The sequence below is a fragment of the Myxococcus llanfairpwllgwyngyllgogerychwyrndrobwllllantysiliogogogochensis genome (assembly GCF_006636215.1).
Classification (GTDB): domain Bacteria; phylum Myxococcota; class Myxococcia; order Myxococcales; family Myxococcaceae; genus Myxococcus; species Myxococcus llanfairpwllgwyngyllgogerychwyrndrobwllllantysiliogogogochensis.
Genome location: NZ_VIFM01000111.1, coordinates 1 through 26,061, shown reverse-complemented (window position 1 = coordinate 26,061; position 26,061 = coordinate 1). Strand labels below are relative to the sequence as shown.

Below are 26,061 nucleotides of genomic sequence, written 5' to 3'. Positions count from 1 at the left end.
TAGGCCTCTCAACTCGGATGTCTCAGGAGCCCGCCCATGCGCTCATCGCTGCTGCCGACCCTGGCCCTCGCCGCCACCCTCACCTTCCCGGCCTTCGCGGCGGATGACGCGGCGAAGAAGCCCAACGACATCAAGGTCGTCTGCGCCACCACGTCCAAGGATGGCAGCCGCGCCGTGCAGGGCACGGACCTGGTCATCGAGGCCGGGGACAAGGTGACGGACGCGGTCGCCGTGGATGGCAACGTCATCATCCGCAAGGGCGCCAGGGTCGACGACGCCGTCGCCATCCGGGGCCGCGTCATCGTCGAGGCCGGCGCCCGCGTGACGGGCGACGCCGTCTCCATGGGTGGGGAGGTCCGCATCCAGAACGGCGCGCGCGTGGACGGCAGCGCCATCGCCCTCGGCGGCAAGCTCACCGTGGACAAGGACGGCGTCATCGGCGGCGACCGGGTCAGCCTGTCCTTCGAGATTGGCGGCAAGGACCTGCTGCGCGGCTTCATCGAGGAAGCGCTCGAGGAAGAGACGGGCTGTCACATCATCGACGAGGACGACGAGGACAAGGGCGAAGACAAGGACGTCTGAACGACGTCCCCTCCCAGCCCGCGTGGGGTGCTACGCGGCGCTGACGGTATCCGGGGCGGAGTCGGCGTCCCGGGTCAACGGCTGGAGCGAGGCGCGCAGCGAGAGGATCTGCTCGCGCGCCAGCGTCTTGAGCTTCTCCAGGTCATCCATCGTCATGCCCTTGGTGGAGATGGGCGTGCCCACCGTCACCATGCCGCGCGAGGTGGAGAAGCGCCACGAGTGCTTCGGCAGCGCTTTGCGCGTCCCGCTCACCGCCAGCGGCAGCACGTCCGCCTGACGCTCGATGGCCAGCCGGAACGCGCCGTCCTTGAAGGGCAACAGCTCGTCCGTCTTCGAGCGCGTGCCCTCCGGGAAGATCATCACCGGCATCCCCTTCTCCATCCACTCCTTGCAGCGCGCCATCGCGCCCGTGGCGGACTCGCGGTCTCCCCGGTGCACGGGGATGTCGCCAGCGAGGCTCATCATCCATCCCACCACGGGAATCTTGAAGAGGTTGGCCTTGCCCAGCCACTTCATCTCCCAGGGCAGATGGGAGATGAGGAACGGGTCCGCGTTGGACTCGTGGTTGCTCACCACCACCGTGTTGGGGGCCACCCGTTCCGGCACCGCGCCGTGCACCCGGAAGCGCCAGTACGGCGTCAGCTTCGCCGCGGTGACGCCCACCATCCGGAAGCACCGGCCCGTGGCATAGCGCGTCTTGTCGAACGGCAACGTGAAGATGGCGATGACGAGCTGAACGAAGAAACCGACCAGCGCGACGATTCCAATCTCGACCCAGGTCCAGATGGAGAGCAGTGCGTTCATGAGAGAGCCTCGAGCAATCGTCAGCGGACAGCGGAGTCCAGGTCCACGCTCACCGGGCAGTGGTCCGAACCCGACACGTCGGGGTGGATGGCGGCGCGCTTGACGTAGGCCATGGCTCCGGGAGACGCCAGGACGTAGTCGATACGCCAGCCGATGTTCTTCTCCCGCACCCCGAAGCGCTGGCTCCACCACGAGTAGTGGCCGCCGCCCTTGTGGAAGTGTCGGAAGCTGTCGACCCAGCCCGCCCGGAGCCACCGGTCCAGCTCCTCGCGCTCCTCCGGACGGAAGCCGCTCGTCTCGCGGTTCTCCCGGGGACGCGCCAGGTCGATGTCTTGATGCGCCGTGTTGAAGTCGCCCACCACGAGCACCCGCCCACCATCGCGCAGCGGCTTCTCCAGCTCCGCGAAGAGGCGTCGGTAGAAGGACAGCTTGAAGGGGATGCGGCTCAGGTCCCGGTCCTTCCCGTTGCCGTTGGGGAAGTACACGTTGGCCACCGTGAGCTTGCCGAAGCGGGCGAGCTGGAGCCGGCCCTCCACGTCCATCTCCGGGATGCCCAGACGGGTCTCCACCGCGTCGGGTTCATCTCGGGAGAACAGGCCCACGCCGCTGTAACCTGGGCGCTCCGCGGACGAGAAGTGCGTCTTCCATCGAGGCGGGGTGCGGACCTCGTTGGGCAGCTGGTCGGCGCGCGCACGCACCTCCTGCAGCGCCACCACCTGCGCCCTCGCGCCCGACAACCACGGCAAGAAGCCCTTGCCGTGGGCCGAACGCAGTCCATTCACGTTCCATGAGACGACTCGCACGGAACGCTTATGACCCGGCCGGGCCGGGTTTTCCAGCCCCTACCGGTTCAGAGACCGGTAGGGGCCGGGGATGCCCGTCAACTACTCCGTGGCGCTGGAGGAGTTCTGGGGCTGACGCGTCGTCCGGAGAATGAAGTCGGACGCGTTGTCCTGCGAGTCATACCCGTTGCCAGCCGTCGCATCCGAGCCGTTCTCCATGGTCGCCGCCGTGGAGGAGATGGACGCCTTGCGCTCGAAGCTCCCCGCCGCCGCCGGCATGGACGAGAAGGTCGTGCCCTCGGGGGCATCGCCGGTGCCGTAGGCGACCGCATCCACCGTGGCCGGGTCGTTCACGTTCACGCCCAGCCCCGGCGGGCCGATGCGCAGGTTGCCTCCGCCCGACGCGCTGGCCTGCATGGAGAAGACCGTGCCCCAGCTCGCATCGCCGCTCACGGCGCCCGCGTACTGCCCGTGCACCACGAGGTAGAAGCCGCGAGGCTGGATGATGGCACCCGCCGGAAGCGTGGTGGACAGGTACGTGCCGCCAATCGCTCTCTTGTACTGGACCTTCCAGCCGGACAGGTCCACCGCGGTGGCGGTGGGGTTGAACAGCTCGATGAACTCGTCGTTCGCATTGCCCGCGCCCGCCGGAGCCGCCTCGCTGATGACGATGTGGTCCGCGCCCGTGGGCGCGTCCGTCACGCGAAGCTGCGCCGACACCGTCTGGCCATCCAGCGTGGCCACGACCAGGCCCTCACCGCTGGCGTTGGCCGCGACCAGGTCGAACTTGGCGGACAACGTGTCGGCCCGCACAATCACCTCGGCCGGCACGGCGCCCAGGCTGGCCGGCTGCACCTCCAGGTACACCGTCGTGTCCACCGCCGGAGGCACATCCAGCGTCACCGTGAAGGCGAACGCGGAGCCTCCGGTAACCACGGCGACCTCGGGCGAGAGCTGCGCCAGCGCCGCCGGCTGATCCGCGGCCAGCACCTGCACCAGGGCATCGCGAGTCACGCCGCCCAGGCTGGCCGTCAGCGTGGCCTTCTGCACGTCCGGATCCTGCGACGCGTCAGCGCTCAGGATGACGACCGCGAAACGCTGGCCCGCGGGGATCATCACCTGCCCACCCTCCACGGTGACAGCGGGGCTGGACGACGCCACCGTCACCACCGTGTCCTGGAGCGCCGGGCCGCTGAGCGTCACCGTCAGCGGCTCCGGGAACGTCGGGCCGCTGGAGCCCGAGCGCACGAACACGCCCGTGGGGGCCAGCGAGGCCAGCGTCGCCTCACCCGTCCCCGCGGGCACCAGGTCCGCGGCGGAGCGCGGCTCGATCTTCGAGTGGTCATTGCGCAGCTCCAGCACGCCGGTGATGGAGAAGAACCGGTCTCCCAGCGCCGGCATCGGGTACGCGTACAGGTAGTCGTTGATGCGCAGCGAGCCGTTCACCTCGAACTCACTGGTGGGCGCGGATTCGCCGCCACCCGGCGCGGGCGCGATGTTCGTCACGTCCACCTGAGACACCCGCACCAGCACGCCTTCCAGCGGACCGGCGCGCAGGCCGCCCGTGGCGATCTCCGCGGGCGTCACCACCTGCGGAGCCGGCAGCGTGCTGCCCTGGCTGACGATGGTCGCCGTGGGCGTGGCGATCTGCAGCTGACCGAAGTAGTTGGCCACCGTGCCGTCGACGTTCACTCGCACGCCCGCCACCACGTTGCTCGGGGGCGCCGTGCGGGTGAAGACGAAGACGCCGGAGTAGTCCGCGCCCTGGTAGCCCTGATCCAACGGGTTGACCTGGACGAAGTAGCCCGTGCTGCCCACGCCGGTGACGGTGACGTTGGACAGGCCCACTCGCTGGCCCACCCACGCCGAGCCTCCACCCGGAGCCGGCTCCTTCACCTGGTAGATGGACAGCGGGCACGCCGTGTCGCCCGGGTTGGGAGACGCGCAGATGTCACACACGTCGCCACGTCCGTCGCCATCCGCGTCGGACTGGTCGGCGTTGGGCACACCCGGGCAGTTGTCCACGGCGTTGATGACGCCGTCGGCATCCGAGTCGTTCGGGTTGGGCCGCGCGCACAGCGTGGTGTTCGCGTTCAGCGGGCACACGTCGCACGCGTCACCGACGTTGTCGCCGTCCTCGTCCCGCTGGAGGCCCTGATCCATCGGGCGCACGGGGTTGAAGACCGCCGGGCAGTTGTCCTGCGCATCGGAGATGCCGTCGCCGTCCACGTCGGTGCCGGTGGGGTCACCGGAGTAGACGGTGGAGCCCGTCACGGAGGCCGGGTAGCGGGAGTCCGTGGAGGCGCGGCGCGGCTCACACACCGGCTCGCTCGCCGGCACGGTGCAGGAGAACAGCGGGTAGGCGCCGTTGTTGCGCGATCTCAGCGTGTCCAGCGACGTGCTGATCTCCGACTGGAGGCACACCGAGCGCATCGCGCCGCACACGTCCAGCGTGTCGCAGCTCGCGCCACCCAGGGCGGTGACCACCGCCGCCTCACCGTAGAGCGGCGTGCCGCCGCGCATCGTCAGCACCACGTCCGCGGGCTCCGCCATGATGACGGCGCGGTACGGCGAGTCCACATGGCCGTTGAGCCGGAAGATGGCCACGTCCGCCAGCTTGCCCGGAGCCAGCGCGCCCGTGTTCGTGGCCTGGAACGCGTGGGCCGCGTTGCCAGTCACCATCGCCCACGTCTCCGCGTCGGTCAGCGAGTTGTTGAAGTAATCGCTGTCCAACGAGTCCGCGCAGCGCAGCTCACGCAGGACGTTCATGGAGCCGGAGCGCAGCCAGTCGGTGCCCAGCGCGATGTTCACGCCCAGGGACTTGTAGAGCGGGACGGCGGCGGTATCGCCATACAGGCCGATGTTGGATCGCGGCGACCAGACGAGGCTGCTGCCCTTGCCCGAAATCATGGAGATGTCGGCGGCGCGCAGCCCGATGCCATGGACGATGGCCGTACGCGGGCTGAGGATGTCCTGGCCACCGGACTGCTGACCGGAGAGGCAGAGGAACTCGTTGCGCGCGGTGCCCTCGATGCCCTCGGCGATGTGCGGCAGATAGGCCGAGGCGGCCGGAATGTCCGACGGCGTGTCGATGCCCGCGTAGCCACAGCCGCTCGCCACTTCGCGACCGTCGCTGTCGCTCAACGGGAACGTCTGGTAGTTCGCGCCCGAGCCCGCCCCCAGACCTTCCTGGTTGCTGCCCGTCTCGGAGAGGTTCGGCGCATCCAGGTTGCGCAGCAACCCCTTGGCGCCACCCGAACCGGCGATGGACGTGGTGCCCGCGATGACCTGGCGCAGCTCGCCCCAGCGAATCCCATCCGCGTTCGTCGTGCCGCCCGCGGAGATGCGCGTGTGGCCGTTGTTGCCTTCACGCCAGTCGTGGCGGTGCTCGTAGCGCTCTTCCACCGTCGAGCCGGTCGCCACGTAGGGCGCCGCCTGGAACGTGATGTGGTCATGCGAGTTGATGAGACCCGGCGACACCACCGCCTGCGGGCACGTCACGCGAGTGGCCGTGGACGCGCCTGGCGTCTGCGAGCAATCACAGCTCACGCACTGGATGATGCCCGCGGAGTCCACGAGCATCTGCCCGCCCTGGTAGACCTTGTCCGGCGCCAGGATGATGCCCGTGAACAGTCGCGCCGCGCCGCCCGACTCCACCGAGCAGGACCCCGTCGGAGGAGGCGGCAGGTTCGCCGCCGGGCACATCACGACGGTCTCACCCGAGCCAGCGTCCGTGCCGGCATCGCTCCCCGAGCCCGCATCCGGCTCGCCAGTACCGGCGTCCGTCCCCGCATCCGTCTCCACCGGGCCGGCATCCGTGCCCGCGTCCGTCTCCACCGGGCCGGCATCCGTGCCCGCGTCCGTCTCCACCGGGCCGGCATCCGTGCCCGCGTCCGTCTCCACCGGGCCGGCATCCGTGCCCGCGTCCGTCTCCACAGGACCGGCGTCCGTGCCCGCGTCCGTCTCCACCGGACCCGCATCCGTCTCCCCGGGGCCTGCGTCGATGCCGGCGTCCGTCTCGACAGGACCGGCGTCCGTCTCCACCTGGCCCGCATCCGTGCCCGCATCCGTCTCCACCGGGCCAGCGTCCGTGCCCGAATCCGTGCCCGCGTCCGTCTCTACGGGACCGGCATCCGGCTCACCGGCATCCGGCTCACCCGCGTCAGGTACCGTGGGACCGGCATCCGTGCCCGCGTCAGGCGTCGGCTGACAGCTTCTTTCACAGCCATCCCCATTGGTGGTGTTGCCGTCGTCACAGCGCTCGCCACTTTCGACGACACCATTTCCACAGACAGGGTTGGAAGGAGGGTCGTCACCATCACAAGCTGAGACGACCAGGAGCAGCGCCGTGAGAGGCGCCAGCAGTTGGCGGAAAGACCAGGACATGTAGGGGACGCTCCGGAGTGGCAAACCTGCGGGGGGCTGAATCCTACAACCGTCATGCATCTTTCAATCAGCAAAATTTCAACAACACCGTAGCAAAATGCAACTCCGGGGGTGCTTTCCACCCCAGGAAAACTCGGGCAATTCCCGTGTTTTAGAGACTCTAAGGGTTAACCACCACATCCCTGTTCCTTTGAATCCTCTCAGACAACCTCCCAGTGCGGGCACGAAGTGTCGCGAGTCCGGACGCTTACGCGGAGTGTTTACTTCCCGTCGGCGACGCCCATAGTGAGACATCGGAAACACGGACTGGATGTCTGTGTTTCTTGAGAAGTCTCTCAGAAACACAAAGGTCGTGCCTCACGGCTTAATCATGAAATCGCTCTCAGCGAGGGCGGTTCAGGGGGATGTGTGTCTTCAACCAAGAATCGACAACACCCGGGGGGGAGACCCCTACCCGGAGGCCGGGTCGCGCCCACGCTCGGGCGATCCTTCCTGGCGGCCGCGCTGGTCTCCAGCCTCGCCTGCCAACCGGACGGAACCGACGCGTCCCCGCGGGCCGCGCCAGGCCACCAGCCCATGGCGCCCACGCAGGAGAAGCTGGTGGGGTCCTCTCCACAGGCGGTCGCGGAGCCCACGTGCACGCGGACGATCTTCGCGGACGTGGTGGCGCTGGACCAGGTCTACACCTACAACCGGCTGGGCTCCTTCAACCCCACGGGCATGATCTACGCCCTCCGTGAGGACGTGGAGGCCATCAGCCCGAGCAAGCCCGCGGGGCCCGGCAACGCGCGCCTGAAGACGAACAAGCGCCCCCGCCCGCTCACGCTGCGCGCCAACGTGGGGGACTGCCTCCACGTGAAGTTCACCAACTGGCTGGCCCCCACCCGCTCGGCGATTCCCAGCGCGGAGGAGTCCCAGCCCGGCCCGAGCAAGGCGGGCGGCTCCACCACGCAGAGCTTCCTGCGCAAGCTCTTGCCGCTCTGGGTGTGGACGCCCTCGTATGACGCCGTCCTCTCGCTCATCAAGGGCGAGGCGGTGGGCGGCCGGTGGTTCTGGCTCGGCGAGGACAAGGAGGCGGACAGCGACCACCGCGACAACTCCCCCGCCACGCGCCACGCCTCCATCCACGTGCAGGGCCTGCAGTACCGGAACATCCTCTCCGACGGCGCCAACGTCGGCTACAACCCCAGCAGCCTCGTGCCCTCCGGAGGCTCGCTCGACTACGAGTGGTACGCCGACCACGAGGGCGTCTTCTTCTTCCACAGCATGGGAGCCTCGTTCGGCGGCGAGGGCGACGGAGGCTCCACCGCGCAGGGCCTCTTCGGCGCCGTCAACGTGGAGCCCGCGGGCAGCAGCTGGTACCGCTCCAAGGTGAGCGCGACCGTGCTCAAGTCCGTCACCACGGGCACCAACCCGGACGGCACGCCGCTCATCCAGTACGAGAAGCTGGATGACTCCAACCGTCCGTACCTGGCCATCCTGGACGCCAATCGGCAGATCCGTCACGGCGACCTGGAGGCCATCATCACCGGCTACAAGGGCACGTCGGTGGGCACCCGGACGTCCATCGACCAGGGCCACTTCCGCGAACTCACGGCCATCTACCACGATGAAATCAAGGCGGTTCAGGCCTTCGACGAGCTGGAGTGGAACCCGACGTTCCACAGTGTCCGCGACGGCTTCGGGGTGAACTACGGCGTGGCGGGCCTGGGCGCGGAGCTCATCGCCAACCGCGCGAAGATTGGCCCCACCAAGGACTGCGTCACCTGCGAGTACGAGGAGTTCTTCCTCGAGTCCTGGGCCAATGGCGACCCGGCGATGAACGTGGAGAAGGACGCCTCAGGCAAGGCCGTGGCGGCGCTCTATCCGGACGACCCGACCAACGTGCACCACAGCTACCTGGGCGACCCGGTGCGCATCCGCAACATCCACGCGGGCCCCGCGGAGACCCACGTCTTCCACCTCCACGCCCACCAGTGGAAGTACTCCCCCGGCGCCCAGGACTCCAACTACCTGGACTCGCAGACGGTCAGCCCCGGCTCGGCCTTCACCTACGACATCAACTTCGGAGGCTCCGGCAACCGCAACCTCACCGTGGGCGACTCCATCCACCACTGCCACCTGTATCCGCACTTCGCCCAGGGCATGTGGGCGCTGTGGCGCGTGCATGACGTGTTCGAGGCCGGCACCAAGGACCGCGTGCTGCCCGACGCGGAGATCAAGAACGGCACGCCCAACCCGGCCGTCATCCCCATCCCCAGCCGGGCCATGCCGCCCATGCCCACGTATGTCGCCACCACGGTGAGCACACCGTCGGGCCCGATGACGCGGCCCGCGTTCCCCGGCTACCCCTTCTACATCCCGGGCATGCCCGGCCGCCGGACGCCCCAGGCGCCCCTGGACCTGGAGTTCGACGGCGGTCTGCCGCGCCACATCGTCACCAACGCGGTGGGCCCGGTGGCCTATGGCAACTCGGGGCGCTTCGACGTGGACCCGACGGCGCTCAACATCAAGCTGCTGCCCCAGGCTGGCACCCCGACGGAGAAGGCCGCCATGGCCTTCCACTCCGGCGACTTCCCCAGCTCCGTCGGAGCCACCGCGCCGTCCATCGTGCCGCTGCACAACGACCCCGTCTTCGCGGAGACGGTGAAGTACTACCCCGGCTACACCGCGCTGGGGGGCACCGGGAAGTTCCTCGTCAACGGCCGGCAGCCCGTCGCCGGTGCGCCCTTCGCGGACCCGTGTCCGGCGCGCACGACGAAGCGCAACTACCGCGCGACCTATCTCCAAATCGCCATGCAGCGGGTGAACCGCGCCGGCTGGCATGACCCGCAGGCGCGACTGATGGTGCTCAACGAGGACGTGCCGGCCACCCAGGACGGCAAGCGGCCTCCAGAGCCCTTCTTCTTCCGCGCCGAGTCGGGCGAGTGCATCAACTTCTACGCCACCAACCTCATCCCCGCGCACCTGGCGCCGGATGACTTCCAGATCTACACGCCCACGGACATCATCGGTCAGCACATCCACCTGGTGAAGTTCGACGTGACGGCGGCGGACGGCGCCGGCAACGGCTGGAACTACGAGGACGGCACGCTGTCCTCGGACACGGTGGCGCACCGCATCCACCTGGCCAACGCGGCGGGCGGCGCCTTCGTGGCGGATGGCAACGTGGGCGAGACGGGAGCGCGCGTGTACCTCACCGCGCCCGCGTCGCACCCGCGCATCCCCCGCGCGCCGGGCACCGCGCAGACCAGCGTGCAGCGATGGTGGGCGGACCCGCTGCTCAGCGACTCGGGCAAGGAGCACCCGCTGGAGACCGTGTTCACCCACGACCACTTCGGCCCGTCGTCACATCAGCAGCACGGCTTCTACGGCGCGCTGATCGTCGAACCGAAGGGCTCCAAGTGGAGGGACCCTCGCACGGGCATCTTCTACGGCTCACGCGTCGCGGACGGTGGCCCGACGAGCTGGAACGCGGACATCATCACCCCGAACCCGGCGAACAGCTTCCGCGAGTTCGCCATCGCCTTCGCGGACTACGTGCCCCTCTACGACGAGTGCGGCAAGCCGGTGAACCCGCCCAACTACAAGGAGGAGAAGCTGCCGTGGGCGGTCGGCTTCGAGTCCACACCCATGCCGGAGGCCATCAGCGCCGCCGACCCGGGCGGGATGACCATCAACTACCACAACGAGCCCATCCCCCACCGCATCTCCACTCGCCTCAGTTGCAGCGATCGGGTGCAGCGCAGCGGGACGCGCGGAGACATGGCCAACGTCTTCCGCTCGGACATCCACGGCGACCCGTACACGCCGGTGATGTACGGCAACCCGGGCGACAACATCCGCATCCGCCTCATCCAGGGCTCACAGGAGGAGCAGCACTCCTTCACCCTCCACGGCAACAAATGGCTCAAGGAGCTGTATGACACGGACAGCGGCTTCTACAACGCGCAGCCCATCGGCATCTCGGAGAAGTTCGAGTTCAACCTGACCGGCGGCCTGCCGCAGATCATCGGCCCGTACGAGACGGCGGACTACATGTACATGAGCGCTTCCACGGGCGACCTGTGGAACGGCATGTGGGGCATCCTCCGAACGACGAAGAACCGGCTGCGAAACACCCGCACCCTGGCGGACGTGGCCCTGCTGGCCGCGGACGAGAACCCGAAGCTCCAGTCCGTCGCCACCCGGGGCGCGGCGAACGGAGAGGTGCAGCCCTACCCGCCGTTCACCCTGCTGGACCTGCCCGACGAGGCGGGCCTGGAGGTGTTGGACCCGGAGAAGGAACGCGACTCCGTGGAGGACTCCTACGAGGTGGACGAGACGGGCAAGCCGGTGAAGCAGCGCACCGTCGAGCACCTCATGGCGGACCGCGAGGGGATGATGCGAATCGACAAGGACCTGGTGCTCCAGTACGAGGCGCTCCAGTGGTTCGGCATCAAGCCCATCAAGACGGACTCGTGTCCGAAGGGCTCGCCGGTGCGGCTGTACCGGGTCTCCGCCATCGACGCGAAGAACCACATCGCCGGCAAGCGGCTCGTCTACAACGACGCGCACAAGATCTACGACCCGGACGCCATCATCTTCGCGCAGGACGCGCACCTGGCCGGGCTGAAGGCCGGCACGCGCAAGCCGGAGCCGCTCATCCTCAGGGCCCGCGCGGGTGAGTGCATCCAGGTCATCCTGACCAACCGGCTGCCATCCACCACCCTGCCGAAGTCGTACGTCTGGGCGCACCACTCGGCCATCACTCCGCGCTTCAACGTCAACCAGGTGAGGATGTCGAACCACGTGTCGCTGCATCCGCAGCTCGTCAACTACGACGTCAACGTGGACGACGGCGCCAACGTGGGCCTCAACGCGGTGCAGACGGTTCCGCCCGGCGGCTCGCGCGCGTACCGGTGGTTCGCCGGTGAGTTCAAGAGCTCGCCGTTCGGCACCCCGTTCCCCTGGGGCCGCAGGACGCCCATGGAGTTCGGCATCGTCAACCTGCGCAACATGGCGGACGTGGTGAACCACGGCATGCACGGCGCCATCGGCGCGCTCGTCATCGAGCCCGCTGACGCCGCATGGACGGCCGACCCCGGCACCGAGGCCCAGGCCTACGTCTCGTACACCCGGGCCGACGGCAAGCCGGAGACGTTCCGCGAGTTCGTCGCCCTCTTCCAGGACGACCTGGGCCTGCACAGTGATGACTCCACCTTCTGGGACACGGATGGCCTGGAGAGCGGCACGGCGCTGCGCAACACGGCGGGAATCGACGACTCGCAGGACACCGGACAGAAGGGCTTCAACTACCGCACCGAGCCCCTGTGGGCCCGCCTGGGCGTGCCGCCCCAGACGGACATGGAGACGCTCAACGATTATGACCTGCGCGACATCTTGAGCTCCACCGCGCATGGCGACCCGGCCACGCCCGTGTTCGAGGTCCAGGTGAACGACCCGGTGCGCTGGCGCTTCGGCCATCCCTCCGGTCACTCACGGCAGCACGCCATCTCCATGCATGGCGCGGAGTGGCGCCGCAACCCGTGGCTCGCGGGCAGCCAGTCGCGCGTCATGGGCCCCAACGCCACGTCACCCATCATCTCCACCCAGGGCGGAGCGTCGGTGATGCAGTCGTACACGATGATCCCCGAGTACGGCGCGGGCGGTGCCTCCAGCGTCAAGGGCGACTACCTCTACCGGGACCACGCCAGCTTCCTGTGGAGCGCTGGCGGCCTGTGGGGCGTGTACCGGGTGAAGTAGCGGTTGCTCTCTGTCGGTTCCGGGCGACGCGGTCCACCTCTGACCGCGTCGCCCCCCCTTCTCTCTCTTCGGTGTCCCTGGAAGTCCCCGCACCATGCGCAAGAGCCTTGTCTTCACCACCCTCGGCCTGCTGTCCGTGGGCGCACTCAGCGCCGCCGGATGGAATCTCCGCGTTCGAGCACCGCCGGACGTCCCCGCGACCGCGCCACCCCTCCCCGCCCCGGAACCCGTCTTGGCCGAGCGCGAGGGTGTCTCGGTGCGGTTCGATTTATCGCTGACCCCTCGTCCCCGGGAGGCCGCCGCCGGCGCGCCGCTCCAGGGCACCGCGCGCTTCGTCCTCCAGGACGCGAAGTCCCACGCACCGCTCCAGGGCCGGCGTGTGCTCGGCTGGATGTCGCTGCGGGAGAAGGGCGCCGCGCCCCTGGACGACGCGGCCTGCACGGCGCGCGTGAAGACCTATCTGGGCGGGCTGCTCTCCGCGCGCGCGGACGTGGACCTGAACGCCTACTGGTTCCTCACCCTCAACCATGACCACACGGTGTCGGTCATCAACCCGCAGATCGCCTTCGAGCGCACCAAGCTGCACAGCCTCGTGTCCGTGGGCGGCGAGGCGGCCGACTGGGCGATGTTGAACGACCGCTCCGCGCTCTACGTGACGGTGGCCTCCGGCAACAGCGTGTCCGTGGTGGACATGGAGCGCTTCCTCGCGACGCGGACGGTGCGCGTGGGACAGCAGCCGGGCCGCATCGCGGTGGCGCCGGATGGCCGCACCGCGTGGGTGAGCAACGATGGGGACGGCACCGTGAGCGTCCTCGACACCGCGGCCCACGCGGAGGTGGAGACCCTGCGCGTGGGCGCGGGCCGCCACGAGTTCGCCTTCTCCGACGAGGGCCGCACCGCCTGGGTCACCAGCACCGAGGCGGACGTGCTGACCGCCGTCGACGTGGCCTCTCGCGAGGTACTGGGCACCGTGAAGGTGGGCGTGGGCGCGGGTGACGTGGCCTGGAGCCCCGTGGCTCGAGCCCTCTTCGTGGTCCAGCCCCGCTCCAGCGAGGTGCTGGTGGTGGACCCCGAGAAGCGCGAGGTGTCGCGGCGCATCGCCGTGAAGTCCGGGCCGGGCGCGCTGCGGTTCGACCGCTCCGCCCGCTGGGCCTTCCTGCTGTACCCGGAAGCGGGCGCGGTGGACGTCCTCGACGCCGCGCGCAGCCAGGTGGCCCACGCGCTCACCGGCTTCTCCGCGCCGGACTCCGTCGTGTTCACCGAGTCCTTCGGGTACGTGCGCAACACCACCAGCGGGCGCGTGTCCCTGGTGGACCTGAACACGTTGGAGGGCACCGGCACGCCCTCCGTGGTGAACGTCACCATGGGTCAGCGCGCGCCCGAGGAGTCTCGTGGGTTGGGCCGCTCGGACCCCATCGCCGCGCTGCCCGAAGGCAACGGCGTCATCGTCGCCGGCACCGCGGACCGGGCCCTCTTCCTCTACCAGGAGGGAATGATGGCGCCGCGAGGCACCCACCTGAACTACGGCCGAGAGCCCCGCGCCGTGCGAGTCCTGGACCGCTCACTGCGCGAGGTGGAGGCAGGCGTCTACTCCGCCACGGCCACGGTGCGGGAGAACGGCACCTACGACGTGCAACTGCTCCTGGACAACCCCCGCGCCATCGTCTGCATGCAGTGGCAGGTAGGCGGAGTCCCCGAGGACGCGGCGCTCGCGAAGAAGCTCCCGCTGACCCTCACTCCCGCGTTCGACCCGAAGACGCTGCTCACCGCCGGCACCACCACGCCGCTGCGCTTCAAGCTGGAGCCCACCCCGGGCATGACGGGCATGCCCCCGGTACAGCCCGAGGAGATTCGCGTCCTCCTGTTCAAGACGCCCGGCACCTGGCAGTGGCGCACGGAGCCCCGGCGCACCGCCGACGGCGGCTTCGAGGTGGACTTCACCCCGCCGACACCGGGCCAGTACAAGCTCGTGGTGGGCGTCGAGAGTCGGAGCATCGACCTGGGCCGGCTGCCTCACTTCACCTTTGGCGTTGTCGAGGCTCCCGCCGCGACGACCGCGTCCGCTTCCGAGGTCCACCGATGATGCCGCGCCTGGTGTCTCCCCTGAAAATCAGCAGCCTTACGCTGGCCCTGGTGTGGGCCCCTCTCGTGCTCGCGCAGGAGGTCGCGGTGCCGACTCCCAGGGCCGCTTCCTCGGCCCCGTCGCTGGACGTGGAGGTGCCTGACGTGGCGCTGGTGGACCAGACGGGCCGCGAGGTGAAGCTGTGGACGGACCTGGTCCGAGGCCACACGGTGGCCATCAACTTCATCTTCACGCGATGCAAGACCATCTGCTCGCCGATGACGGCGACGGTGGCACGGGTGCAGAAGGAGCTGGGCCCGCGGAGCAACGTGCGCTTCATCTCCATCACGCTGGACGTGGCCAACGACACGCCCGAGCGCATGGCCAGGTTCGCCGAGCCCTTCAAGCCAGGCCCTGGCTGGTCCTTCCTCACGGGCGAACCGGCGAAGGTGAAGGAGGCTCTGGTGGCGCTCGGCGGCTATGTGCCGGACAAGGAGGCGCACCGTCCCACCGTCCTGGTGGGCAACGCGGTGTCGAACACGTGGACGCGTGTGGACGGGCTGGGCAGTCCGAGCGCCATCCTCTCCGCCATCCGTGAAGTCCAGGCCGCCTCCGCCGGCCCCACGGAGTTGGGGCCCCAGGCCCGTGACGCCGCAGCCCAGGACGCCGCCGCCGCGAAGTACTTCACCAACACGGAGCTGGTGGACCAGCACGGCAAGACGCACCGCTTCTACGAGGACTTGGTGCGTGGCCGGAAGGTGCTCATCAACTTCGCCTTCACGGCGTGCAAGGGCGCGTGCTCGCCCATCACGAAGCACCTGACGCAGGTGCAGGAGAAGCTCGGCGGGCGCGTGGGCAAGGACATCACGATGATCACCCTCTCGGTGGATCCCGCCAACGACACGCCGAAGAGCCTGGGCACCTTCACGAAGAAGCTCGGCGTCCAACCCGGCTGGTACTTCCTCACGGGCGCGAGGGAGAACATCACCCTCGTGCTCAAGAAGCTGGGGGGCTACGTCGATGACCCGGATGCGCACAACACCACGCTGCTCATCGGCGATTCGGCCACGGGGATGTGGGTGAAGTCTCCGGCGATGGCCCGCGTGGAGAACATCGTCTACGCCGTCGAGCACTTGAACGACCCGAGGTAGTGGCATGCCGACGACGTATGACGGCCCCCGCGCACTCGGAGTCTCGCGAGGGGCGCGTGACGCAAGGTGGGTCCTCGCGGTCCTGGCATCGGTATGGCTGGGATGCAAACAGCCGGTCCCGGCTCCCTTGGACCCGCTGGCAGCGAAGCGAGGGCGAAGCCTCTTCCAGCGCGGCCAGAGCGTCCGAGGAGCGCCTCTCATGGGCTTCCTCGCGCCCGAGCGAGTGGAGCTGAGTGGTGAGGTGGCCGCATGCGCCCGTTGTCATGGACCTTCGGGTCGTGGCAGCCGCGAAGGCGGCGTGGAGGTGCCCGACATCACACCCGGCGCCCTCGGACATTCGCGCATGCGGGCGGTGGGCGAGGTCGAGGACCGTGCCCGCCCCGCGTACTCGCGCGCCACGTTGCTGCGTGCCATCACCGAGGGCCGCTCCGCGAGTGGACGCGAGCTGGGGATGACCATGCCTCGCTACGTGCTGGATGATGCGGAGCGAGAAGAGCTGCTCGCGTACCTGGAGCAGCTTGGTGAGCATCCAGACCCGGGAGTCTCCCCCACTACTCTCACGGTGGGCGCGGCGCTGCCCCTCACGGGAAGGCTGGGGCCGCTGGGACAGGAGGCGGCAGCCGTGGTGCGCGCGGTGTTCGCGGATGTGAACGCCAGTGGTGGCATCTTCCGAAGGAAGCTGGAGCTGATCGTCGAAGACGACGCCGCGCTCCATGAACCACGCAGCGTGACTCGTTCGAACGCTGAGACCACCACGGGGTTGCTGGCACGTGAGAACCCGACCCGGGTGGAGACAGAAGGTCCCCACCGCATCGCTACACCGCCCCCCTCGGACACAACCACGAGGTTGCTGGCGCGTGCGAACCCAACATTGGTGGAGACAGAAAGTTCCCAGCGCATCGCGACGCCTCCTCCCCCGGACGCCACCATCGCGTCGAAAGGGCGCGGGAATCCGTCGAGGATGGTGGAAGACGCCGCCGCGATCATCGCCGCACCGAGCGCGACGCCGCCTCCCCTGAACGCCACGACTACGTCCGAGGAGCGTGGGAGTCCGTCGCGGGTGGTGGAAGCTGCCGCCGCGCCGATCGTGACGCCGCCTCGCCCGGACGCAACCACGCGGCTACTGGACCGAGGCGTACTCGCGCTCGTGGCCAGCATGCGCCGGGGTCCACTTCCTTCGGACACAAGGCTCGCCGCGGAAGGTGCGCCCCTCGTGCTGCCACTGGCCTTGACCGGAGGCACTTCCGAGGAGGACAGCCCCGTGTTCTTCCTGTACCCGGATGAGCCCTCACTCGCGCGGCTGGCGGTGCAGTCCCTCGCGAGCACACGCGAGTCCGAGCTGCGACGAAAGCCCCTCGTCATCGTCCACACCGGAGGAGAAGCGGGACAGGCCTGGGCACAGGCCGTGCGCGCCGAGACGACACGTCGGGAGTTCCTCTCCCCTGTGGAGCTGACACTCCCGGATGGGACTCTCCCAGTGGAGCGCTGGGCCTCCGCGCCTCCGCCCGTCGTGTTGTACGCGGGAACCCCCAAGGGGCTGGCCACCTTGCTGCGCGCCCTGGAGGCCAGTGCCCCCACGGTGCGAGTCCTCGCGCCCGCGAGTCTCGCCATCCCCGAGGTGGTGGGCGCATCGACAGCGCGCATCCACTTCCTCTACCCCGCGGGACTCGGAGAACGCGCCCCCGAGCTGAAGGACTTCGTCGCGTTCATGAAGCGCCACGGCCTGGCTCCAGGGCACTCCTCGTTTCAATTCGGCGCCTACGCCGCCGCACGTGTGCTGGTGGAAGCCCTCACCCGTACGGGCGCGGAGGTCACTCGCGCCAGCCTGACGCAGCAACTGGAAGCCCTGCGCGACTTCGACACCGGCGTCTCCCCTCCCGTCACCTTCGGCGTCAATCGCCGCGTGGGCATCCAGGGAGGGCAGCTCGCTGCGTTGGACCCCACCACGAACCAGCTCGTCGCCGCGTCCGACTGGATGCCGCTGACACCCTAGCGAAGGGTGTGCGGGCATCCGGCCCATGTCCCCGCCTGATGCACGTCAAGGAGCACCAGCAGCCCCTCACGCCGCCGCATGCAGCGCTACCGGCACCTCGATGACCATCTCCGTCCCGGAGTCCCTCGGCTCCGGAGCGACGTAGGCGCGGCCACCGTGTTGCTCCGCCACTTCGCGGACGATGGCCAGCCCCAGGCCGGTGCCTGACGTGTGCACGTCATCCAGCACGCGATGGAACGGCTCGAACACGGCCTCGCGCTCGGCCTGAGGGATGCCCGGTCCCAGGTCCGCCACGCGCACCTGATAGCGCCCTCCCTCCCGCATCAGCCGCACGTGAATCTCTCCTCCCTCGGGCGAGAACTTCAGGGCATTGGAGAGCAGGTTGTCCACGGCCTGCCGCAAGCCCCCCGCATCGAAGCTCGCTTCGGCGGGACCGGGCGCATCCAATCGAATCAGCATCCCCCGCCGCTCCGCTTCCGCACGGGCGCCCTCCACCGCCTGCATGACGAGCTGAGACAGGTCTCCCCGCTTCCGGTCCCACGCCCCCCGCCCCGCCACCGCGAGGTCCAGGAGGTTGCCCGCGAGCACCGCCAACCGGTCCACCTCTCGCCGCGAGTCGAGCATGCTGGCGCGCAGCTCCTCCGGTGTCCTCTCTCGCCGCAGCGCCAGGTCCATGCTGGTGCGCATCAGCGTGAGCGGAGTGCGCAGCTCGTGCGCCGCGCCCGCGATGAGTCGCTCCTGCGTCTCGCGCGCGCCGCGCAGCCGCTCCGTCGCTTCCGCCAGCACCGCTCGCAACTGGCCAATCTCGTCCCGCTCCTGGTCCTCCACGGGAGCACGAGAGAAGTCGCCTTCACGCAACTGGCCCAGGTGCCGGGTGATGGCCGCCAGCCTTCGCGCCAACGTCCTCGCCTGTGTCGTCTGCAGTACCAACAACGCCAGCCCCAGCATCGCCGACAGCGAGAAGGCCATCCGGTAGTACGTCACCACCGAGCCATCCACCTGCCCCAGCGACGCCGACAACCGCAGCGCATAGCGCTCACCATGCGGAGAGCGCACATTCACGCGCACCTCGCGCCACCGCTCTCCATCCGGGGCGACCTGCGTCACCAGCTGGGGCTCGCCCCCGGGCGCCCCTGGAACGAGTCGCTCCTCCAGCCCCGTCACACCCGCCGGACCTTGCGGATACCTCACCACGAGCGTTCCATCCGGCCCGTAGAGATAGCCATGGGGCGCGAAGGGCCGCACCTGGTCGAGCAACGGAGACACCGCCATGTGCAGGTGGACCTTCTGCCCGGGACCATCGAAGAGGCTTACGCTCTCCACCGCCGCCTGCGCCAGCAGCGCACGGTCCAACGAGCGCTCCAGGTCATAGCGGAAGAGCTGTCCCGCCAGCCCCAGCGCGACGAGCATCGCCAGCGCGGGGACCAGGGCCCCCAGCAACCAGAGGCGCCGCGTGAGTGTCACGAGGCTTCGTCCGTCGTGGACACCGTCAGTTTGTAGCCCACGCCGCGCACGGAGCGGATGGTGACGTCGGAGGCCTGCAAGCGCTCCAGCTTCGCGCGCAGATAGCCCACGTACACATCCAGCACATTGCCATGCCCCTCGAAGTCCGGGCCCCAGGCCTGGGTCATCAACCGGGCGCGCACCTGCGCTTCACCCGGGTGTTTCGCCAGCGCGGAGAAGAGCGCGAACTCCCGGGCCGTCAGCGGCTCCTCGCGTCCACCCCGGCACAGCACCCGGCGGCGAGGGTCCATCACCACGCCGCCCAGTCGCACGGGGCCATCTTCTGATTCACCCCGCCGAGCCAACGCCTCCAACCGCGCCAGCAGTTCCTCGAAGTCGAAGGGCTTCACCAGGTAATCGTCCGCGCCCGAGCGCAGCCCCATCACCTTCTCCGGCGTGGTGCCACGCGCGGTGAGCATCAGCACCGGCGTGCGAACCCCCACGCTCCTCCAGTGCTTGAGCAGGGTGACGCCATCGACCTCCGGAAGCGCCCAGTCCAGGACGATGACTTCGTATCCATCCCGGGTGCCGAGCTCCAACGCCTCGCGTCCTCGGGTGCAGACCTCGACGGTGTGGCCCTCCTCCGTCAATCCCCGCTGGAGCAGGGCCACCATCTTCTCTTCGTCCTCGACGAGCAAAAGTCTCAAGTACACGCCCCCCTGCGTGCCCAGCTTTTCACGCCCCGTGGGCGCGTTGCCAGTGCCATCCAGGTGACGGCCGCGCCCTGGGGCTCACGACGGAGAGGAGGGCCGTGACTCGCGAGACGACGGGGACGCGTCGGGCCGCATCCCATGTTCGATGAGGAAGGAGCGCACGGCGTCGGAGATCTCCGTCCCCGCTTCCAGCAGCCCCGCGTGGCCCGCGTCATCCACCTGCATCCAGTGGGCATGCGGCAGTGCATCGCGCATGCGGATCATCTCCCGCAGGGGCACCAGGGTATCGTCGCGCGCGGCGATGATGAGCGTGGGTATCTTCACGGAGGGCAGCACGTCCCACGCGTGGCCTTCCGCCAGCCCGCGCAGGGTGTACCAGTAGGCTCGCGGACTCATCGTTCGCAGCGCCCGCAGGAATTCACTGATGTCGTCCCGAGGCGCGCGAGGCCGCAAGGCCCCCACCGCGCGCGCCAGGGGATAGGCGAAGCGGCTGCCCAGCACCGCGCGCACCACCGGGGTGGCCAGCGGCACCGCGGGGGTCGCCATCCGGAAGACCTCGCGGACGGTGGACAGGGCGGCGCGCGCGGCCAGTCGCGGGTCCCCCGAGCCCGGAGCCCCGGGTGTGCCGGCGATGAGCGTCATCGCGGGCACCAGGTCCGGCCGTCGCCGATACAGCTCCAGCAGGACGCGCACGCCCATGGAGAAGGCCACCTGGTGCGGAGGCCGGCCGTCTCCGCGAGCCATCACCTCCTCTGTGATTCGCTCCAGGTCTCCCACGTGCACGGAGACGTCGTAGTCGCCGCCGCGCGACTCCTCGCTGCCACCGTGCCCCCGGTAGTTCCAGTGCACCACCCGGTGGTCCTGCTCCAGGCTGGTGACGATGTGCCGCCAGAAGTTCTCCGACGTGCCAATGCCGTTGCTCAGCAACACCGTGGCACGCGACCTCAGGATGCCTTCCGAGGCCTGCTCGTGCAGGTCACCGAAATGGGTGTGCCAGGCCACCCGGGTCCCATCCGGAGCGACGACGTAACGCGTGGTGCGACGATAGGGCATGCCCCTTCACCATGGTGCGGGGACGGCGGGCGCGCAAGCGGTCCGTCCCCGTGTCCGCGGTGCGGAACACCGTCCCGTGACACTCCCACCCATGGAGCGTCCGGGGTATGAGGGCGCCATGCTTCGTGAGGATGCGGAGGACGTCGATATCGAGAGGGCGCTCGCGCACTACGCCGAGCACGGCTATGCCCGGTTGGGTCGTGTCCTGGACGAGTCGGGACTGGAGGCCCTGCGCGAGCGTGCGGACGACCTCATGCTCGGCCGGGTGACCTACCCCGGCATGTTCTTCCAGCCGGATGCGTCCACCGGTCGATACGAGGATGCCCCCCTGGGCCTGGGCTGGCAGGGCCCCTCGCTGGACTACCGCAAGCTGGAGAAGCTGGAGAAGGACCCGCGCTTCCTCGCGTGGATGGAGAACCCGCTGTTCGAGCGCGTCGTCCGCGCGCGCATCCCCGGCGATATCGTCCTCTATCGCGCCATCCTCTTTCACAAGGGTCAGGCCGGCGGCAGCAACCTGCCCTGGCACCAGGATGGCGGTCGGCTGTGGGGCCTCACCCGAGAGCCGGAGCTCCAGCTCTGGACGGCCCTGGATGACGCCCCAGAGGACGGTGGCTGTCTGGAAGTGGTGCCCGGCAGCCACCAGACCGGACTGGTGACGGAGCTCGGCGGAGTCATTCCTCCGGACGCCGTGGCCGCCCGGGACGCGGAGCGCCGCGCCCTGCCCCTCCCCGCGCTCGCGGGCGAGGTCATCCTCATCCACAACCACCTGTGGCACCGCTCCGGCAGAGGCCGCCCCGGCCTGCGCCGCCGCGCCTTCTCCGCCTGCTACATGAGCGCGGACACCCGCTGTTTGCGCAAGAAGAAGGCCCCGCGCGTCTTCCCGCCCATGTTCCGCCACCAGGCCCCGTGACGGCGCGGGCCGCGCGACGGCTCAGCCCACCAGGTGCAGCCGCGACGTCGGAGGCCCCAGCTCCCGCGCGCGCTGGCCCACGGGCAGCGACACCCGGAAGATGCTGCCCCGGCCCACCTCGCTCTCCACCGAGATGTCCCCGCCGAAGCCGGTGACGATGCCGTGGCAGATGGACAGGCCCAGGCCGGTGCCCTCGCCCACGGGCTTGGTGGTGAAGAACGGGTCGAAGATGCGCGCGCACACCTCCGGCGTCATGCCCACGCCGGTGTCGTGCACTTCGACGATGACCCGATCTCCCAACGGACGCAGGATGACGCGCACCTCGTTGTGCTCCGGCTTGCCTTCGGGAATGGATTGCGCGGCGTTGATGAGCAGGTTGAGGAACACCTGCCCGAAGCGCCCCTCGTTGCCCTCCACCGAAGGCACGTCGCGGTAGTCGCGGATGATCTGCGCGCGCATCTTCAGCTCGCCGCGCGCCATGGTGATGGCGGACTCCAGCACCGCCTGGAGGTTGACGGCGGTGGCCACCTCGTCGTCCCCGCGCGAGAAGGTCCTCAAGTCGCGGACGATCTGCCGCACCCGGTGCGCGCCATCCACCGCCTCGCGCAGCACCTCCTCCATCTCGGACGTGCGCCCCAGCGGCAGCTCGCGCGCCACGGACTGGAGCTCCACGGACAGGAAGGACAGGTTGGAGAGCACGAAGGCGAGCGGGTTGTTGATTTCGTGCGCCACCCCCGCCGCCAGCGTGCCCACCGCCGCCAGCCGGTCCGACACCACGAGCTGCGCCTGCATCGCCTTGCGGTCCGTCACGTCCAGCGCCACGCCACCCAGGAGCCTGCGCCCCGAGTGCTCCTTCACGATGAAGCGATACGTGAGCCAGAACCGCTCGGACCCGTCCGGCGAGGGCACCATGCCTTCCGTCGCGCTGGGCTGCCCCGACTCGAGCACCGCCTGGTCCTCGCGGCGCACGTGCTCCGCCGACGCGGGCGGCATCAGGTTCATGTCATCCAGGCGATCCAGGCTCGCGGTCTCCGACAGGCCGAAGAAGCGACGGTACGGCTCGTTGACCCAGATGCGGCGGCCCTGCTCGTCCTTCATGTAGGCCACCGCCGGACTGTGGTTCATGAAGGCCGCGAACAGCGCCTGCGACTCCTGCAGGGCCGCGAGCGCCGCGGCGCGCTCCTCCATCAAGGCATGACGTGCCTCGGCCTCGGCCGCGTTGCCCATGGCCGCGCCCAACAGACCCGCCATCAGCTCCAGCGTGCGCACGTCCCGGTCATCGAAGGCATTCGGATGACGGGAGATGAGGTTCAACGCGCCCACCGGCCGCGCCTCACGCCACAGCGGGACACACACCATGGAGCGAGCGCCCACCTGTCGCGTGGCGCGCACGTTGACGCGCACGTCGTCCTCGGTGTCGTCGGTGCGCATCACCTCGCCACGCAGCAGGCTGGTGCCGGTGAGGCTCCCCTCCACCGGGAGGCGGAAGCCCATATGCGCCAACAGACTGCCCGTGGCCACGCGGTACTGCGCGTACCCATCCTCCAGCAGGGCCACCGCCGCGCCGTCCGCACCGCAGAGCTCACGCGCGCGCTCGCACAAGAGGCGCATCACCCCGGACAGGTCCAGCCCCGCCAGCGCCACGTCCGCCTGCGTCTGGATGATGGAGGCCAGCCGCTCCATCTCACCGCGCGCCGCCGCCTCCGTGCTCTGGTGGTGCCGGCGCTTCGCCGCGCGACGCTCCAGCAGGTGCCTGCGCGCGCGCACCTCCACCGAAGAGACGGGCACGACGAGCAGCTCGTCCACGCCCGCCGCCAGCAGGGGCGCCAGGACCTCCTCCGTCGCGGAGCGGGACACGCCCAGCACCAGGGGCTCCTCGGGCCGCGCCCGCGCTCGCAGCGCGTCCAGCCAGCGCGCGTCCTCCGCGAGCGACTCGGCCTCGACGATGAGCACGTCCACCCGGCCGTGCACCAGCTCCGCGCCGGCCTCCGAGGCGTCCGCGCGGACGAGCACCTCCTGCCCCTGGCGCTGAAGCTCCTCCGCCACGGGGTGCCTCGGGTCAGCGCTGATGCACAGGTACTTCATCCGTTCCTTCCCGCCGCGGCGAAGGTCCCTGGCCGTCTTTGGAATGTTACAGTCTAGCAGCAGGCTGAATCCACCGCGCCGGTCCAGAGTGAGGGGCCGACCCAACCCAGGACGTCTCAGCAGAAGAGAGGCCGTGAGTGTCGGGCAGTCCAGGAGTCGTCGTCGCCGAGCAACCCCACTACCTGCCCTGGGTGGACTTCTACGAGCAGGTGGCGCGCGCGGGCACGTTGTTGGTGCTCGACAATGTGCAATGGCTGCGGCGCGGTTGGCAACGCAGGACGCGTGTGGCCTTGCCAGCGAATGTGCCCACACCTCCGCCCACCGAGCCGGGCTTCCAATGGCTGTCCATTCCGCTGGAGGACCCACACCGCGACACGCTCATCGGCGAGCTGGCCGTGGACACCCGACAGCCCTGGGCACGCAAGCACCTGAGCAGGCTGGTGACGCTGTATGGGCAAAGGCCCCATTTCGCCACCCAGGTACTTCCGTTGCTGGAGCCCTTCTACGACAGTGTGGCACGTGAAGCCGGTCCGGGCTCGCTGCTGCGGGTCCTCCTGGGGAGCACCGCGCTCTTCCACGAATCGCTGGGGATGAAGCCAGACATCCTCCTGGCGTCCACGCTGGAGCGCCAGGGCGACGAGAAGTCCGCGCGACTGGTGGAGTACTGCCGGCAACTGAAGGCCCACACGTACTACTCCGGGCTGGGTTCCTCGCTGTACCTCCAGGTGAGCCTGTTCCGGGACGCGGACGTGCGCGTGTTATGGCAGCGCTTCCGGCACCCGCCCTACGCGCAGGGACGCGAGGGGAGATTCGTGCAGGGCCTGTCGATTGTCGACGTGCTGTCCAACGTCCCGGTGGAGGAGGTGCGCCGGTGGTTGGAGCCCTCGCCGTGGGGCCCCTTCGCACCGGCGCCAACCGGAAGCTGACGGCTCAGGTCGCGGAGGCCGCGGTGGTCCCCGAGGGCTTGTCGAAGCGCACGAAGTAGCTGCGCACGGCGGCGTCCAGCAAGGCGGGGTCCAGCTTCGGCTCCTGTCCCAGGTAGTGGGACATGTCGATGACCTGGTCCAGGAGGTCTCGAGGCTGGCAGGCCGCGAAGGGGCGTTCCGTCGGCCGGTAGTGCGAGTCGATGAGGTAGTCGATGGCGTTGGCGTTGTAGGCCACGCCCCGCTTGCGGCACATGATTTCGAAGATCTGGTGGAACTGCTCTTCGTCCGGCCGTTGCACCTCCAGCTTGTAGCGGACGCGGCGCAGGAAGGCGTCGTCCACGAGGGCGCTGGGGTCCAGGTTGGTGGAGAAGGCGGCGAACACGTCGAAGGGCACCTGCAGCTTCTTGCCCGTGTGCAGGGTGAGCATGTCGATGTCGCTCTCCAGCGGGACGATCCACCGGTTGAGCAGATCTTTCGGCGACACCTTCTGCCGGCCGAAGTCGTCGATGAGGAGCATCCCGTTGCTGGCCTTCATCTGGAACGGGGCCTCGTAGTACTTCACCTCCGGCGAGTAGACGAGGTCGAGCATGTCCAGCGTCAGCTCACCGCCCACGACGACGAGCGGCCGACGGCAGCGCACCCAGCGCCGGTCATACGAGGCGCCCCCTTCATCCTCCACGGGCTTGTGGATGTTGGCGTCGAAGACCTTCACGACGAAGTCGTCGATGAGGATGGCGTGGGGGATGAAGATGTCCCCCTCGAAGCAGTTCACCATGCCCTGGCAGATGGCTGTCTTGCCATTGCCGGGGGGGCCGTAGAAGAAGATGGCGCGGCCGGAGTTCATCGCCGGGCCGATGCCGTCGTAGATGTAGTCGCGGATGACCAGGTCGCCGAACTTGTCCTGCATCCGCGCGCGGGTGATGCGATTGCCGCGCACCGTCTGCTTCTTCACCGCCGCGACGTACTCCTGGAAGGAGACGGGCGCGGGGCCGTTGTAACGGTTGCGGTCGGTGATCTGCCGCAGCATGTCCGTCACGAACGTCGTCAGCTGGTAGATCATCGTGGACTTGCCGACACCGGACGCACCGCCGCCTCGGATGTCCACGTACTTCTGGCGGCGCAGGCCCTCGATGATGTCGTCGATGACGGACGAGGGGAGCTGGATACGGCTGGCCAGGTCCATGCCGCGCATCTCACCGGCGAAGAAGAGCGCCTTGAGGATGAGCTCCTCCACGAAGGTCGCCGTGAGGCCGGTCTCCTCCAGGGTGCGAGGCTGGCTGGGCCAGAAGCGCTCCTGGGACCCCGCGTTCGGGTCCAACGCTCGCCGGGAGCTGGTGCCAGGGGTACGCCGCTCGGGGCCCGCATAGGACGCTGGAGGCGGAATGGTCCGCCGCTCCTGTCCGCTGGGGGGCGGCGCCGCGGGGGC

15 protein-coding genes are annotated in these 26,061 nt (G+C 69.1%); 7 read left to right on the top strand and 8 right to left on the bottom strand.

Translation table 11 applies throughout. The features are described from left to right. The first annotated feature begins 36 nt into the window (after window positions 1-36). Window positions 37-582 carry a hypothetical protein gene (locus FJV41_RS25535; RefSeq protein WP_141645158.1) on the top strand — a complete coding sequence of 182 codons (546 nt, stop codon included), beginning with the start codon at window positions 37-39 and terminating at the stop codon, window positions 580-582. Between the two features lie 30 nt (window positions 583-612). Here FJV41_RS25535 and FJV41_RS25530 read toward each other — a convergent pair whose 3' ends face one another. The 3 genes from FJV41_RS25530 to FJV41_RS25520 all read right to left on the bottom strand — a co-directional run bounded on the left by FJV41_RS25530 (window position 613) and on the right by FJV41_RS25520 (window position 6,554). Further along, window positions 613-1,386: a lysophospholipid acyltransferase family protein gene (locus FJV41_RS25530; RefSeq protein ID WP_141645157.1), complete on the bottom strand. Its 774-nt coding sequence runs from the start codon at window positions 1,384-1,386 to the stop codon at window positions 613-615. A gap of 20 nt (window positions 1,387-1,406) precedes the next feature. After that, complete coding sequence (locus tag FJV41_RS25525; RefSeq protein ID WP_141645156.1) at window positions 1,407-2,189, bottom strand: exodeoxyribonuclease III; 783 nt, start codon at window positions 2,187-2,189, stop codon at window positions 1,407-1,409. Window positions 2,190-2,270: 81 nt separating this feature from the next. Then, entirely contained in the window at window positions 2,271-6,554 is a 4,284-nt protein-coding gene (locus FJV41_RS25520; RefSeq protein ID WP_141645155.1) for a lamin tail domain-containing protein, read from the bottom strand. Window positions 6,555-7,130: 576 nt separating this feature from the next. Between FJV41_RS25520 and FJV41_RS25515 the strand changes: the two genes are divergently transcribed. The 4 genes from FJV41_RS25515 (at window position 7,131) to FJV41_RS25500 (ending at window position 17,505) form a co-directional block, all read left to right on the top strand. Beyond that, on the top strand, window positions 7,131-12,299 hold the full coding sequence (locus tag FJV41_RS25515; RefSeq protein WP_141645154.1) for a cupredoxin domain-containing protein: 5,169 nt from the start codon (window positions 7,131-7,133) through the stop codon (window positions 12,297-12,299). A 94-nt stretch (window positions 12,300-12,393) separates the two neighbouring features. Continuing rightward, on the top strand, window positions 12,394-14,382 hold the full coding sequence (locus FJV41_RS25510) for a YncE family protein (RefSeq protein ID WP_141645153.1): 1,989 nt from the start codon (window positions 12,394-12,396) through the stop codon (window positions 14,380-14,382). Beyond that, window positions 14,379-15,512 (top strand): SCO family protein, encoded by a 1,134-nt coding sequence (locus FJV41_RS25505; protein WP_246137402.1) that lies wholly within the window; start codon window positions 14,379-14,381, stop codon window positions 15,510-15,512. The genes FJV41_RS25510 and FJV41_RS25505 overlap by 4 nt, the downstream gene beginning before the upstream one ends. Before the next feature lie 199 nt (window positions 15,513-15,711). Further along, complete coding sequence (locus FJV41_RS25500; protein WP_246137401.1) at window positions 15,712-17,505, top strand: cytochrome c/ABC transporter substrate-binding protein; 1,794 nt, start codon at window positions 15,712-15,714, stop codon at window positions 17,503-17,505. A gap of 66 nt (window positions 17,506-17,571) precedes the next feature. Here the strand turns inward: FJV41_RS25500 and FJV41_RS25495 are convergent, their stop codons facing one another. From FJV41_RS25495 to FJV41_RS25485, 3 genes are all read right to left on the bottom strand, one after another. After that, window positions 17,572-18,969: a sensor histidine kinase gene (locus tag FJV41_RS25495; RefSeq protein ID WP_141645151.1), complete on the bottom strand. Its 1,398-nt coding sequence runs from the start codon at window positions 18,967-18,969 to the stop codon at window positions 17,572-17,574. Continuing rightward, a complete protein-coding gene (locus FJV41_RS25490) occupies window positions 18,966-19,655 on the bottom strand; it encodes a response regulator transcription factor (protein WP_141645150.1) in 690 nt (229 codons plus the stop codon). The genes FJV41_RS25495 and FJV41_RS25490 overlap by 4 nt, the downstream gene beginning before the upstream one ends. Before the next feature lie 84 nt (window positions 19,656-19,739). After that, on the bottom strand, window positions 19,740-20,714 hold the full coding sequence (locus tag FJV41_RS25485) for an alpha/beta fold hydrolase (protein ID WP_141645149.1): 975 nt from the start codon (window positions 20,712-20,714) through the stop codon (window positions 19,740-19,742). Between the two features lie 118 nt (window positions 20,715-20,832). Here FJV41_RS25485 and FJV41_RS25480 point away from each other — a divergent pair, with 118 nt between their 5' ends. After that, window positions 20,833-21,624 carry a phytanoyl-CoA dioxygenase family protein gene (locus FJV41_RS25480; protein ID WP_141645148.1) on the top strand — a complete coding sequence of 264 codons (792 nt, stop codon included), beginning with the start codon at window positions 20,833-20,835 and terminating at the stop codon, window positions 21,622-21,624. Window positions 21,625-21,645: 21 nt separating this feature from the next. Here FJV41_RS25480 and FJV41_RS25475 read toward each other — a convergent pair whose 3' ends face one another. After that, window positions 21,646-23,709: an ATP-binding protein gene (locus FJV41_RS25475; RefSeq protein WP_141645147.1), complete on the bottom strand. Its 2,064-nt coding sequence runs from the start codon at window positions 23,707-23,709 to the stop codon at window positions 21,646-21,648. A gap of 137 nt (window positions 23,710-23,846) precedes the next feature. On the opposite strand from FJV41_RS25475, the gene FJV41_RS25470 reads away from it, so the two are divergent. Continuing rightward, window positions 23,847-24,635: a WbqC family protein gene (locus FJV41_RS25470; RefSeq protein ID WP_141645146.1), complete on the top strand. Its 789-nt coding sequence runs from the start codon at window positions 23,847-23,849 to the stop codon at window positions 24,633-24,635. Window positions 24,636-24,639: 4 nt separating this feature from the next. On the opposite strand, the gene FJV41_RS25465 is transcribed toward FJV41_RS25470, so the two are convergent. Beyond that, the coding region (locus FJV41_RS25465; RefSeq protein WP_246137400.1) for a DUF8689 domain-containing protein at window positions 24,640-26,061 on the bottom strand (1,422 nt) is incomplete at its 5' end.